The sequence below is a fragment of the Croceicoccus bisphenolivorans genome, assembly GCF_001634625.1.
Taxonomy (GTDB): Bacteria; Pseudomonadota; Alphaproteobacteria; order Sphingomonadales; family Sphingomonadaceae; genus Croceicoccus; species Croceicoccus bisphenolivorans.
This window is the reverse complement of the sequence record NZ_LRSE01000006.1, coordinates 70340-82421: the sequence shown is the minus strand read 5'-3', so window position 1 is coordinate 82421 and position 12082 is coordinate 70340. Positions and strand designations below refer to the sequence as shown.

Below are 12082 nucleotides of genomic sequence, written 5' to 3'. Positions count from 1 at the left end.
CGTAGATGGACCTTGCGGCTGGCAAAGTCCATCCACCCCCGGCACCTTCCGGCAATGCCCCATTGCGCGCCTAGTAGATGCCGCCCTGGTCTTCGAGGAACGTATCGTCGATCCTGCGCGGACCTCGCGTCTGCGTCACCCGCTCTTCCGATGCCGCGCGCAGGGCGGCGATGGCGGCAAGACGCTTTTCTTCCAGCGTCTGCCTGTCGAGCGAACGGCGCGGTTCGGTGTCGGGCTTGAACGCTTCCCATATGATCGCGGGCGTATATTCGCGCGTCGGCCAGCCTTCGAACACACGCTTGCCGGAACGACGATCGATGCGGACCATGCGGATTCCCGCAGGCGCCTTCACCGGCTCGGTCGGCCAGCGTTCCTTCGTATCCTCGATCAGCTGCTTGATGATCGGGCCTGCGGTATTGCCGCCCTGCACCCAACCGCCAAGATTGCGGGGCTGGTCGAAACCGACATAGACGCCCGCGACAAGATCCGCCGATCCACCGACGAACCATGCGTTCGTGGGGCCCGAAGTCGTCCCCGTCTTGCCAAAGATCGGCAGTTCCAGACTGCGCAGGCGCACGGCGGTACCGCGGGTGACGACGCCTTCCAGCATATGCACCACCTGATAGGCCGTGCCCGCATCCAGCACCTGCTTGCCCGCAGGCGCAAGCCGCGGCATCGCCTTGCCGTTCCATTCGTCGGCCTTGCAGATCTCGCAGCGGCGCTTGTCCGCCCGCCAGATCACCTTGCCATTGCGATCCTGCACGTAGTCGATCACCGACTGGTCGTACTGCCGCCCCAGATTGGCAAGGGCGGAATAGGCATTGACCATGCGCGCAACCGTCGTGTCGCCAGCACCAAGCGCGAACGAGAGGTAGTTCCCGTATTCACCGATCCCCACGCGCTTGAACGTGTTGGTGACGTTTTCCATGCCTGCATCGTTGGCGATGTGGATCGTCATCAGGTTGCGCGACTGTTCAAGGCCCCAGCGCATCGTCTGCTGCCCGGCACCGCGCTGGTTGCCGAAGTTACGGAAGCATTTTTCGCCGAGTCCGGCGCCCTGCCACACGCAGAACGGACCGTCTTCGACCATCGTGGCAGGCGTCATGCCCTGATCCAGCCCCGTGGCATAGACAAACGGCTTGATGGTCGAACCCGGCTGGCGTTCGGCCTGCGTCGCACGGTTGAAGGAGCCGAGCCGCGAATCGAAACCGCCCTGCAGGGCCAGAACGCGGCCGCTGTGCGGGTTTTCCACGACCAGCCCGCCGGACACCTCCGGAACGGTGCGCACGACCCACTCGGTCTTGTTCTTAGGCGCGGCAACGATCACGTCACCGGCCTTCAGACTGTCGGGTAGGCCCGAAAGCGGATGCTCGTCTCCGTCCGTGAAACCGATTTTCGCGCTATCGCCGCTGCGCGTGGTCACGACCCCGACTTTCCAATCCTCGTAGTCGATGGCGAGGTTGGAGACGATGAGCTGGGTCTGCCAGTTCTCGTCCATGTTGATCTTGGCGATCGGGCCGGTCCACCCCTTGCCCGAATGATAGCGAAGCAATCCGGCACGCAGGGCGCTGCGTGCGGCGCGCTGCAATTCGCTGTCCATCGACGTGCGAACCCAAAGGCCGCCGGCATAGACGGAGTTCGGTCCGTCCTCTGCCGTTTCGCCGAAACGGTCGATCAGGCGGCGGCGCACTTCTTCCACGAAATAGCCACCGGCAGGATCATAGTTCGCCGCACGGCGGGGCACGAGCCCCAGCGGCTTGCCCTTTGCTTCATCGGCTTCGGCCCGTGTCGCCCAGCCGTTCTTCACCATCTGGTCAAGCACGTAGTTGCGGCGGGTGATCGCCATGTCCTTGTACTTGGCGCGGCCATAGCGTTCCGGCGCCTTGGGCAGGATGGCGAGGAACGCCGATTCGTGAAGTTCGAGATCCTTCACGTCCTTGTCGAAATAGGCGCGGGCCGCAGCCTGCACGCCGAAGCTCTGGCGGCCAAGCGGAATCTCGTTTAGATAGAGTTCAAGGATTTGCTGCTTCGTGAGCACGCCCTCGATCCTGCGAGCGAGGATCATCTCCTTCAACTTGCGCGTGATCGAGTATTCGTCACCGACAAGGATGTTCTTCGCAACCTGCTGGGTAATGGTCGAACCGCCCTTGGCCCGCTGGCCTGTGCCCATCTTGGAGACATAGTCGACCACCGCGCCTGCAAGGCCGCCGACATCGACACCGCCATGGCTCCAGAACGTCTTGTCCTCTGCGGCGAGGAAGGCGTTCTGCATCTGCTCGGGAAAATCGACGTAACGAAGCTGCACGCGGCGTTCGCGGGCATAACTGTTAACGATCTCGCCATCGATCCCGCGCACCATCGTGGGCAGCGGCGGCTGATACGTCAGCAGACGATCGGCAGACGGCAATCCGGCCCCGATCGCGTAATAGGCGACGACGACGAACAGCAGGCCGGCGGCGCAAAGCCCCGCGAACCAGCGGAACAGCCGGCTTTCGCGCCAGCGCGCCACGAAATTCGTGCGCAGGGCGGACAAGTCGCCGCGCGCCCTGCCCAGATAAGTGTTGAGTTGCGATCCCACGGTCATGCCGCCCGGCCCTAGCACGCCATTTCGAGATCAGGGAAGCCGCTTCGCGACGGAACGTGCAAAGTCATGGCATTCACGCCCATAACGGCCAGCATTATCACGGTCATGATCACGGGGTTTCTGGAGCCAGCAAGTGCGTCAGGATCGCATTGGCCAGCGCCTGTGCAACCGCGCCGCGCCGTGCCTTGTCCCCAAGCCGGTTGGCGTCATCGGGATTGGTGAGGTAGCCCGCCTCGAACAAGACAGAGGCCATTTCCGGCGAACGCAGGACCACGAAATTGGCGGAGCGCCTGAACGGTTGGTGGACCGGCATCCGCCCTTGCGATTCGCGTTCGAGCGCGCGAGACAATGCAGCCGAGCCAAGCGCCGTTTCCCGCTTCATGAGGTCCGCCAGGATCAGCGCGACATCGTCCGCCCCTTCCGGCAAGCCGATGCCGCTGGCACTCTCGTTCTCGATACGGGCCAGTGCCTGCGCCTCTCGATCCGATGCCCGCGCGGAAAGGACATAGACATTCGCGCCTTTCGCCTCCGGCGCAGGCGCGCTGTCGGCGTGGATCGAGATGAACGCATCCGCCCCCAGCGCCTCGGCCAGTTGCGGGCGCTGCTCAAGCGGCAGGAACCTGTCGCCATCTCGGGTCAGCGCAACGCGCACGCCGCCTAGTTCAATCAGCCGGTCACGCACTTCGATGGCAAGGGCCAGCACGATGTCCTTTTCCCGCTCGCCATCCTCTCCGGACGCGCCGGGATCGAAACCGCCGTGGCCCGGATCGATGACGACGAGCGGCGCTTCGGCTCCCGTTCGGGCAGACGTCATGATTTCAGGCAGTGCATCGCTACGCGGTTCCGGCAATTCGCGGCTGATGACAGGCCTGCCCCCGCCCGGAAACAGGATGCCGGCACCGAACCCTGCCAGCAGGCCCAATGCCGCCGCGCCCGAAACGGCCAGCGCCTTTTGCCACAAGGACGCGCCCTCGCCCGCATCGCCGGTTCGATCAATGGCGTCCTGCATGTCATCCATGGCGCGATGCTATCGCCTTACCCGTAGCGGCAAGGCAAGCGCCGGGCGGCACGGATGCGCATATTATTGCGCGGCTTTCGCTTTTTGTTGCCGTATCGGAACGGCGGTGCTAGCGTCCATGACAGCCGGGGCAATCAGGCCCGCACGGTTTTCAAGCCCTTCCCCAGCCTGCGCAACTTGCGCGGCAGAGCGGAAGCGGCGCTCCCGAGAGGGGGCAGGAACCCGCGCCGGACCCGCGATTGGAATCAACTCGGTACGCCATGCGACAGGTTCGCGGCACGGCAAGACCCCCAAGCAATGTCGGTCTGCCTGCCGGGCCATGCGCGGCGCAAGCAGGTAAGAGTTTTTTATGGCCGGAACAGCGTCGAATGCAGCGGATCGTCAGCCCCACGGGCCGATCGCTGCAATCGTCGTGCGCAATTCGCGCGTCGGTTCAGGCTTCACGTTTCCAGAATTTCACATCCGGCGGCTCCGCACCTCGCGGACCGTCGATCTTTTTGCACCTTACGCGCCGACCGGTGGCCCTGATGGCCATCCGGTCCGGCGCGATTTCATGAACAGACGCGCAACCCCGGGACAGCGGCAATCCGCTCCGCCCGGCCATCTGCGCGCACGGAGAATAATTGATGTCCACGCGTATGCTGATCGATGCGCGCCACCCGGAAGAAACACGGGTCGCGGTACTCAAGGGTAACAGGATTGAAGAGTTCGACTTCGAGTCGGCCGAACACAAACAGATTAAGGGCAATATCTACCTGGCCAAGGTAACGCGGGTCGAACCCTCGTTGCAGGCCGCTTTCGTCGACTTCGGGGGCAACCGCCACGGCTTCCTCGCCTTCAACGAAATCCACCCCGACTACTACCAGATCCCGAAAGAAGACCGCGATGCGCTGCTGGCCGAAGAGGCCGAGCATGCCGAGGAAGAGGCACGCCTTCGCGCCGAGGAAGACGCGGACGACCATTCGGGCGACGAGCATGACCTCGACGATGGCGACCAGCACCACGAGGCCGATTCGCTGGCCGAGGAACTGGCCGACGGCGACGACGGGCTGGAAGAAGTCGACGGTTCGGAAAAGGACGATGTCGCCACGATCGAGGACGGCAACGTCTCCGGCTCCGACGACAGCGACGACGAGAGCGAGGACAACCGCCCGCGCCGCCGCAAGGGTCGTCGCCAGGGCGGCAACCGTTCGCGCGCGGCTGACGAGGCCCGCGCCAGGCGCCTTGCCCTGCGCCGCCGCTACAAGATCCAGGACGTCATCCAGCGCCGGCAGGTCCTGCTGGTGCAGGTCGTGAAGGAAGAGCGTGGCAACAAGGGCGCAGCCCTCACCACCTACCTCTCGCTGGCGGGCCGCTACTGCGTGCTGATGCCCAACAGCAGCCACGGCGGCGGCATCAGCCGCAAGATTTCAAGCGCGAGCGACCGCAAGCGCCTGAAGCAGATCGTGTCGGAACTTTCGCTGCCCAAATCGATGGGCTGCATCGTGCGCACCGCCGGACTTTCGCGCACCAAGACAGAGATCAAGCGCGACTTCGACTACCTCGCCCGCTTGTGGGACGAGATCCGCGAAAACACGCTGAAATCCAGCGCTCCGGCCCTGATCCATTCGGACAGCGACCTGATCAAGCGCGCGATCCGCGACATCTACAACCGCGAGATCGAGGAAGTGATCGTGGAGGGCGAGCAGGGTTACCGCTCGGCCAAGGAATTCATGAAGCTGCTAATGCCCAGCCATGCCCGGCGGGTGAAACAATATGCCGACCCCGTTCCGCTGTTCCAGCGCTATGGCGCGGAGGACCAGCTTTCGGCGATGTACGATCCGGTCGTGCAGCTGAAATCGGGCGGCTACCTCGTCATCAACCCGACAGAGGCGCTGGTCTCGATCGACATCAACTCGGGCCGTTCCACCAAGGAACACGGTATCGAGCAGACCGCACTGTCGACCAACCTCGAAGCGGCGCGTGAAATCGCGCGCCAGTTGCGCCTGCGCGACATGGCCGGTCTTGTCGTGATCGACTTCATCGACATGGAGCACAACTCCTCGGTCCGTAAGGTCGAGAAGTGCATGAAGGACGCGCTCAAGAACGATCGCGCCCGCATCCAGGTCGGCCGCATTTCCGGCTTCGGCCTGATGGAAATGAGCCGCCAGCGCCTGCGCACCGGTGTGCTTGAAGCCACGACGCGCGAATGCCCGCACTGCGACGGCACGGGCCTTGTCCGCACCGCATCCAGCGCGGGCCTTTCCGCCCTGCGCCTGATCGAGGACGAGGCGGCAAAGGGCAAGGGCACGATCATCTCGCTCTATGCCTCTACCGAAGCGGCGATCTACCTGCTGAACTCCAAGCGCGCCGATCTTGCGGAGATCGAGGAACGCTACGGCGTGAACGTCGAAGTCCTTCCCGAAGGCGAGAACGAAGGCGCGAAGATGCGCGTCGGCTCCTCCGGCCCCAAGCCCAAGAACGCGCCGCGCTTCGAGGTGATCCAGCACGAGGAAGACGACGACCTTCCCGAAGAGGACGAGGAAGAGGAAGAAGAAACCTCGCGCGGCGAAAGCCGTAAGGGCAGTGGCCAGGACGACGATGATCGCGGCCCGCGCAAGCGCCGCCGTCGCCGTCGTGGCGGACGCCGCAACCGCAATCGTGAACGCGGTGACGAAGGCGAAAACGAAGACGGCGAAGGCGAGCAGGCTGACGACGCCGTATCGAACGATGAAGCTGGCGAGGAACCGGAGAACGACGGAGTCGCATCCGAAGCCGAAGCACAGCCCGAAACCGATGGCGAGGAAAAGCCGAAGAAGCGCCGCCGTCGCCGTCGCCGTAAATCGGACGGCGATGAAGCCGCGAATGAAGGCGAAGCCGAAACCGCCGAGGAGCAGGTAGCACCCGAGGCTCCGGTTGAAGCCGAAGCAGAAACCGCAGCACCGGCAGAACCCGAGCAGGCCCCAGCAGCCGAACCGGAAGCTGAAGAGAAACCGAAGAAGCGCCGCACACGTCGCAAGAAGGTGGAACCGGAAGCAGAAGCCGCCGAACCCGAAGTTGCGGCAGCAGAGCCTGCAGCCGAATCGGCGCCCGCGCCCGAAGAGCCTGCGGCTGCAGAAGCCGCGCCGGCCGAGGAAGCCGAGGCCAAGCCGAAAAAGCGCCGCACCCGCAAGAAGGCTGTGCCCAAGGCTGACGCCGAAGCGCTCGTGGCAGAGGAAGCAACGGCGGAAGCGCCCGCAGCTCCTGAAGCTACCACGGAACCGCAGGTCGAAACGTCTGCACCTGCCAACGATGCCGGTGCCGACGAAGAAACCGGAGAATCAGGCGAACCGCGCCGCGGCTGGTGGCAGCGCACATTCGGCAACTGATCGGCCGCACTGGCGAAAATCAAGCAACGGGCCCGCATCGATGGTGCGGGCCCGTTTGCATTTCTACCATTCGATGGCCGAGCCATCCCAGGCGAAGAAGCCGCCGCTCTGCACCGGTGACAGGCCCAGCAGGACATCGATCAACTGCTGCGCCGCCCGAGCCGGATCGAATAACCGATCTGCCGGAACGTTCGCCTGAAAAGGCTCCGACAGCGGCGTATCGACCGTTCCCGGATGCAATGCGACAGCGATAGCAGACGGGTTGATGCGGCGCAGCTCGATGGCGAAATTCCTGACGAGCATGTTCAGCGCCGCTTTCGACGCGCGATACGAGTGCCAGCCACCAAGGCGATTGTCGCCGAGCGAGCCGACCCGGGCCGACAGAAAGGCGAAACGCGACGGCGCCTCTTTGTTCAACAGCGGCATGAAGTGCTTTGCAATGAGGGCAGGCCCGATGGCATTCACGCTGAAAGCCATAGCCATCGCTTCGGCATCGAGGGCAGACCAGCTCTTTTCCGGCGTGACCAACGGCTTGTTCTGCAACAATCCGGTGGCCACGATCACCAGATCGAGCGGCCCGTCGCCACCAGCCAGATCCGCTGCGGCAGCTATGGAAGCCTCTTCCCGAAGGTCGAATGGGAACGGCGCGAGTTTCGCGCGTCCGCCGCTGCCTCCGCGCGAACCGGCATAGACCACTGCCACGTCATCTCTGGCCCGCAGCGTTTCGACAAGCGCCTTGCCGATGCCGCCGCTGCTGCCAAAAACAACGCAGCGCATCACGTTTCTCTCTTAGCAAGCAGTTCGCGGACCAGCGCGAAATCAGCCGCCTTGTCCACGTCTATGGCCGCCCTGCCGTCGCGGGCTGCAACGACGCGGGCGTCAATGCCAACTCGCCCTGCCAACCGGGATACCATCGCCTGCAACGTCAACCTGCCCAGAACGAAGCGCAGCAGCGTTCCCCAGCCCAACCGCGATGCCATGCGCAAAGGCCGCTTGCGGTTGGCCTCGACCTCGCTCCACAATGCAATCGCTCTGCTTGCGCGCGCGGTCTTGAGGAAAAACAGGTTGCAGCCGGACCACTGGCCGTCCGCCAGGCGGATCCATGTCCGCTTCGTTTGCGGCACGGCCCGTTCCACCACTTCGCGGCGGGCAAGCAGGATCGAGACGTCCGCATCTTCCGGCGTATCCTGCAGGAAATCCGCAACCCAACCGGCCTGCAACAGGGCGTGATCGGCCGTTGTGACGACCATCGGCGCGCCGTAACGGGCCAGCGCGGCCCCCACGCTTGCGCTCGGCCCGCTCTCGGCCGGCATGACCTCCGCCCCCTCAGCTGCTGCCAGTGCCGAAATCTCAGGGCAATTTGTCGCGACGACTATCCGGGCGATGCCGGCGCCGCGCAACGCTTCGCACACGCGTGACAGGATCGCGCTGCCCACAACTTCGATCAGCCCCTTGTGCGCAACGCCCTGTTCCTGCGCGAAGGGATCGCCCCCCGGCCGGTTTCCGGCGAGGATCAGGGCACATGATGTGTTCGATGCGGCGCTGGACATGCATCTGCATTAGCGACAGCAATCGGGCCAGCACACCCCGAAGACCGCTGTTTTCCCTCATCCCGGCATTGCGCGGAGCCTTCGGCCTGCCTAATCGCTGCGTGATGGATACCAATGCCTCCGCACCCGCAGTCCGGTCTGTCGGCCAGAATCCAACGCGCCTGTGGGGCCTGACGATGCAGGAAAGAACTGCGCGCCTTGCCCGATCGCTGAAGCTGACGGACGTCGCATCTTCCCCGCTCGTCCTCGCCAATGCCGAATTTGCGTATGATCCGGCGTGGCTGCGCTACGTGGTGGCGAAGCCGGGCCTGATGCTTACGCTCGGCGGCATTCCGGCCCTCGCCCATGGCACGAACGAGGATGAGCTGGCCGAGGTTCACGCCGCCATGGAAGCTGGCCGCAAAGCCACCAACGAATACGCGTTCGAAGTCCTGCGCATCGAGGATAACCCCGCGATCGAGGACAAGATGCTGCGCAAGCGCGAGACACCGTTCCTGATGCGTCTGGAGCCCGGCACCGTCCGGTCGATCGAGCGGGCCAGTTACTTCGGGGCCTACAAGGGCGTGACGGATATACTGACCAAGTACCTGTGGCCGGAATGGGCACTGGTGCTCACCCGCATCGCCGCCAATATCGGCATGACGCCCAACATGGTCACGGCGATCGGCGCGGTTCTGTGCGTGCTGGCGACAGTGACCTTCGCATTCGGCCATTACTGGGCCGGAATGGCCATGGGACTGGTGTTCATGGTTCTCGATACCGTCGACGGAAAGCTGGCGCGCTGCACCATTACATCCAGCGAATGGGGCAATGCCTTCGATCACGGCATAGACCTTGTCCACCCGCCGTTCTGGTGGTGGTTCTGGGCAACTGGCCTCACCTACTGGGGATTGGCGCTGGATACGGCAACGTTCTGGGCCGTGCAGATCGCGATCCAGGGCGGATACGTCGTGCAGCGGCTGATCGAGGGACTGTTCATGGTTCGCAACCGGCAGATGCATATCCATGTCTGGCGGCCATTCGACAGCTGGTTCCGCCTCATCACGGCAAGGCGGAATCCCAACATGGTGATCCTTTTCATCTCGATGATTTTTTCCCGCCCCGACATCGGCATCATCGCGGTGGCCTTGTGGACAGTGGCTTCACTGGCGGTCCACCTCGTGCAGCTCGTTCAGGCAGAGTTTGCGCGCAAGGCGCGGGGTAGTCATCTGACAAGCTGGCTTGCAGGAGATGGCGCATGAACGAAACGATCAGGAAATTCGGCTATCCCGCCACACTGATCCATGAATACGAACACTGGGTAGCGTTATTGCGACCGGCGCAGCCGACGCTGGGCAGCCTCGTCCTTGCAGCGAAATCCGATGTGACGGAGTTTCACGCCCTGCCCGCGACGGCTTTCGCCGAACTGGAAACCGTTACGACAGCGATAGAGACGACCCTGAAGGCGTTCATCGGTTACGAGCGGATCAACTATCTTATGTTGATGATGGTCGACCCCCACGTCCATTTCCACGTGATCCCGCGATACGAAGGGGCACGCGAATGGCAGGGGGCGACGTTCGAGGACAAGGGGTGGCCCGCCGTGCCGGTGCTTGGCGAGGCAATCAAGCTGGGTGATAGTGACCTGTCCGGTCTGGTTGCCGACCTGAAAGCGCAATGGAGCTGACCCCAGTGCTGCATGTTCTCGCGATCGGCGGCGAACATCAGCTTCCCCACTTTCTGCCGGTCGCTTTCGAACTGGACCGAAGAAAGGAAGTAAAAGTCCGCTTCTTCACGCTGGACCAGAAGGGGGCCGATGCCGTCAACCGGCTGGCATCCCGCCTTGGATATCCGCGTCCGTCGACCAGCATACTGAAGTTGCCTGCGCCGATCCAATGGCTGATCGAACGGACACCGCTGCGCAAGGCGGAGAAAGTTCTGCGTCTTGTGTACTGGTCGCAAAAGCTACGCAATGCCGATGCCCTTCTCAGCGCTGAAAGGACCAGCACGATCCTGAAACGCCTGCCGGGCCGGTGTCCGTTCTTTATGCACATCCCGCATGGCGCAGGTGACAGGGCGATCGGCTTCGAACGACGGATCAAGTTGTTCGACGAGGTCCTGACCTTGGGCCGCAAGGACCGTCAGCGTATGATCGACGAAGGCCTTGTGGCACAGGAACATTGCCATGTTGTCGGGCCATTGAAACTGGCGAGCTTCACATCGGCGCAGAAGAAGACGTCGTTGTTCGGCAACGGTCGGCCAATCATACTGTACAACCCACATTTCCACCCTGTGCTGGGCACATTCGAGGATATGGCGGAGCGGTTCCTGCAGTGGGCAACGTCGCAAAACGATTACAATCTGGTCATCGCACCTCACGTGCGACTGGCGGAAAACTGGTCTTCCGAAAAAGTCGCGAATTGGACCAAGCGATCGATATCGGACAAGGTCATCGTCGACATGGGCTCTTCCCGGTCCAGCGACATGACTTACACCAATGCCAGCTCAATCTATTGCGGCGACGTCAGCAGCCAGATCTATGAATTCATAGCCAGGCCACGCCCCTGCTTTTTCGTCGATTCCAATTCCATCGACTGGCAATCGGATCCCAATTTCGCAATGTGGCATTTCGGGCCGACCTTCGACGTTGATGCCGACATCGGGGCGGCCATCGCCGAGGCTGTTTCCACGCATTCCGACTATGTCGAGCGTCAACGGGATGCCGCTATATCTGCCCTCGAAGGAATTGATTGCGCGGACGACGGTGTTATCGCAGCCAGCAGGATCATTGACCGTGCGGCAGTTCTGGTAGCCGGGCTGATCACTGACTCCAGACGTCAGTAAGTTCGGTCGCGATCTCGATATCGTTGAGGAAATCGACTTCAGCCCAGTCCATCCCCTCGATCGATACGGTGCCGACCTTGCCGCTGTCGGCGATCATGTCGATGACTTTCAGATACCAGTGATTCACGCCATCGGGTGTCCGCATGGTCTGACGCACGGTCTCGCGGAACAGTTCGCCGCCTTCGCCACGAAACGCGAGGAATCCGATAGACTCCGCGTTGCTCACTTCGGCAGTCAGCGTCTTGCCGATCCGGGCCAGACGTCCGTTCTCTCCGCACGAGACTTTCATGTCGTCGCTGTCGTAGGCGGGTTTCACGTCGACCGTCACCGCGATCGGCCATTCCGACCCCTGCTGCACACGGTTGACGATATCCTCCGACACCAGCGTGTCGCCATTCAGGATCATGAAATCGCCGTCCATCCGGTCCCGCACAATCCAGCATGAACCGAGATTATCGGCGACCTTGAAGAACGGATTGAAGTGACAAGTGACTTCGACGCGCGGATCGTCGATCGCGGCAATATGCTGTTCGACCATGTCCGTCATGAAGCCGGTGACGACATCGATACGCTTCACCCCGCATCGTGCGAGCATTTCGATCTGCCACCCGATCAGCGACCGTCCGGAAAAATCGATGAGGCATTTCGGCCGTTCGGCAGTCAGCGGCAGCAGCCGCGAACCCTGCCCCGCGCTTAGAAGAATGGCGTGTTCGATCATGGATGGGCTTTCAAGCATGGTGGGCCTTTAGGCATAGCGACG

At 62.8% G+C, this 12082-nt stretch carries 9 protein-coding genes; 4 read left to right on the top strand and 5 right to left on the bottom strand.

Features of this window, described 5'->3' with window-relative positions; all coding sequences use genetic code 11:
* Positions 1 to 70: 70 nt before the first annotated feature.
* Both A7A77_RS08275 and A7A77_RS08270 read right to left on the bottom strand, forming a co-directional pair.
* Positions 71 to 2584 (bottom strand): penicillin-binding protein 1A, encoded by a 2514-nt coding sequence (locus tag A7A77_RS08275; RefSeq protein WP_066556240.1) that lies wholly within the window; start codon positions 2582 to 2584, stop codon positions 71 to 73.
* A gap of 109 nt (positions 2585 to 2693) precedes the next feature.
* On the bottom strand, positions 2694 to 3602 hold the full coding sequence (locus A7A77_RS08270; protein WP_066556237.1) for an N-acetylmuramoyl-L-alanine amidase family protein: 909 nt from the start codon (positions 3600 to 3602) through the stop codon (positions 2694 to 2696).
* Positions 3603 to 4228: 626 nt separating this feature from the next.
* Between A7A77_RS08270 and A7A77_RS08265 the strand changes: the two genes are divergently transcribed.
* Positions 4229 to 6949, top strand: a complete 2721-nt coding sequence (locus tag A7A77_RS08265; RefSeq protein WP_066556235.1) for an Rne/Rng family ribonuclease — start codon at positions 4229 to 4231, stop codon at positions 6947 to 6949.
* A gap of 63 nt (positions 6950 to 7012) precedes the next feature.
* On the opposite strand, the gene A7A77_RS08260 is transcribed toward A7A77_RS08265, so the two are convergent.
* A complete protein-coding gene (locus tag A7A77_RS08260) occupies positions 7013 to 7726 on the bottom strand; it encodes an SDR family NAD(P)-dependent oxidoreductase (RefSeq protein WP_066556500.1) in 714 nt (237 codons plus the stop codon).
* Positions 7726 to 8499, bottom strand: coding sequence for a nucleotidyltransferase family protein (locus tag A7A77_RS08255; RefSeq protein WP_066556234.1), 774 nt, complete (start codon positions 8497 to 8499; stop codon positions 7726 to 7728). Before A7A77_RS08255 ends, A7A77_RS08260 begins: the two co-directional genes overlap by 1 nt.
* Positions 8500 to 8603: 104 nt before the next feature.
* Here A7A77_RS08255 and A7A77_RS08250 point away from each other — a divergent pair, with 104 nt between their 5' ends.
* From A7A77_RS08250 to A7A77_RS08240, 3 genes are read left to right on the top strand one after another with little or no spacing between them, the layout of a single operon-like run.
* Positions 8604 to 9740, top strand: a complete 1137-nt coding sequence (locus A7A77_RS08250; protein WP_066556233.1) for a CDP-alcohol phosphatidyltransferase family protein — start codon at positions 8604 to 8606, stop codon at positions 9738 to 9740.
* Positions 9737 to 10165, top strand: a complete 429-nt coding sequence (locus tag A7A77_RS08245; protein ID WP_066556228.1) for an HIT family protein — start codon at positions 9737 to 9739, stop codon at positions 10163 to 10165. The genes A7A77_RS08250 and A7A77_RS08245 overlap by 4 nt, the downstream gene beginning before the upstream one ends.
* Positions 10156 to 11322 (top strand): hypothetical protein, encoded by a 1167-nt coding sequence (locus A7A77_RS08240; RefSeq protein WP_066556226.1) that lies wholly within the window; start codon positions 10156 to 10158, stop codon positions 11320 to 11322. The genes A7A77_RS08245 and A7A77_RS08240 overlap by 10 nt, the downstream gene beginning before the upstream one ends.
* On the opposite strand, the gene A7A77_RS08235 is transcribed toward A7A77_RS08240, so the two are convergent.
* Positions 11300 to 12040: a phosphocholine cytidylyltransferase family protein gene (locus tag A7A77_RS08235; RefSeq protein WP_066556497.1), complete on the bottom strand. Its 741-nt coding sequence runs from the start codon at positions 12038 to 12040 to the stop codon at positions 11300 to 11302. The two genes, A7A77_RS08240 and A7A77_RS08235, sit on opposite strands and share 23 nt — an antisense overlap.
* Positions 12041 to 12082: the final 42 nt, after the last annotated feature.

Coding starts and splice junctions, on each gene's coding strand:
- A7A77_RS08275 (WP_066556240.1), bottom strand. CDS start 2,584: ATGACCGTGGGATCGCAACTCAACACTTATCTGGGCAGGGCGCGCGGC.
- A7A77_RS08270 (WP_066556237.1), bottom strand. CDS start 3,602: ATGGATGACATGCAGGACGCCATTGATCGAACCGGCGATGCGGGCGAG.
- A7A77_RS08265 (WP_066556235.1), top strand. CDS start 4,229: ATGTCCACGCGTATGCTGATCGATGCGCGCCACCCGGAAGAAACACGG.
- A7A77_RS08260 (WP_066556500.1), bottom strand. CDS start 7,726: ATGCGCTGCGTTGTTTTTGGCAGCAGCGGCGGCATCGGCAAGGCGCTT.
- A7A77_RS08255 (WP_066556234.1), bottom strand. CDS start 8,499: ATGTCCAGCGCCGCATCGAACACATCATGTGCCCTGATCCTCGCCGGA.
- A7A77_RS08250 (WP_066556233.1), top strand. CDS start 8,604: ATGGATACCAATGCCTCCGCACCCGCAGTCCGGTCTGTCGGCCAGAAT.
- A7A77_RS08245 (WP_066556228.1), top strand. CDS start 9,737: ATGAACGAAACGATCAGGAAATTCGGCTATCCCGCCACACTGATCCAT.
- A7A77_RS08240 (WP_066556226.1), top strand. CDS start 10,156: ATGGAGCTGACCCCAGTGCTGCATGTTCTCGCGATCGGCGGCGAACAT.
- A7A77_RS08235 (WP_066556497.1), bottom strand. CDS start 12,040: ATGATCGAACACGCCATTCTTCTAAGCGCGGGGCAGGGTTCGCGGCTG.